Genomic DNA, 911 nt, shown 5'->3' with positions numbered 1-911 from the left:
GTGCGGGAGCGGCGCCGGACGCGGCCTACGCGGCGGGAGCCGGAGCCGGCGCCGGCACCGGACTCGGAGCCGAGACCGGTGCCGGAGCCGTGCCCGGGGCCGGGGCCGGTACCGGAGTCGGGTACCAGCCCGGAGCCCCGCCCGGAGTCCCGCCCGGTCGCGGAGCCCGGTCCGCGCCTGGAGTCCCGGCCGGAGCCGGGGTCGGGGACGCGCCCGGGGCCGGAGTCCGGGGCGGTGTCGGTGTCGGCGTGGGCTGTCCGGGCGAGACGTCGGGCGGGTCCGCGGGGGTCCGGGCGAGGATCCGGTCGACCACCCCGCGGACGGTCTTGATCCGGGACAGCTCCTCGACGGCCGCATCGATGCTGCCGTCCGGCTCCTGGGGCAGGCCCACCCGGTCGGCCAGCGCACCGATGATCTCGACGCGCTTGATGGAGTCGACCGACAGGTCGGCTTCGAGGTCCAGATCGGGGTCCAGCATGTCCCGGGGGTAGCCGGTGCGGGTGTGGACGATCTCCAGCACCGCGTCCAGCAGCTCCTCGGCAGTCGGCGGGCGTCCTGCCCCCGCCACGGGCCCGGAGCTCACGGCCGCCGACCCGGACACCCCGACCGGTGCCGGTGCCGGTGCCGGTACCGCTACCGGTGCGGGCACCGGGAGCGCTGTCGGCACGGGCCACGGCGCGGGAGTCTGCGCAGGGTCCGGCATGGGCAACGCGCCGGGTTGCGGCAGCGGCACGCTCGTGCCCAAGTAGCCCAGCAGCACATCGCGTTGCGCCGCCACCAGCTCCCGCGCGCCGCGCAGGTACTCCAGCAACGCCTCCTCCCGCGCCCCGGCCGCCGCGGCGCCCGCGGTCGCGGTACCAGCACCCGAGGCCCCTGCACCTGCCGCGCCCGCCGCACCCTCACCCGCACCC

The 911-nt window shown here is 78.0% G+C and carries 1 protein-coding gene; it reads right to left on the bottom strand.

Annotation, left to right across the window (positions count from 1 at the left end):
• Window positions 1-25: 25 nt before the first annotated feature.
• Window positions 26-911, bottom strand: an 886-nt coding sequence (locus GPJ59_RS36595) for an acyl carrier protein (protein WP_258025455.1), incomplete at its 5' end; no start/stop codon positions are given.

Source organism: Streptomyces bambusae (assembly GCF_019400985.1).
GTDB classification, from domain to species: domain Bacteria; phylum Actinomycetota; class Actinomycetes; order Streptomycetales; family Streptomycetaceae; genus Streptomyces; species Streptomyces bambusae_A.
This window is presented reverse-complemented; position numbering and strand designations above follow the sequence as displayed.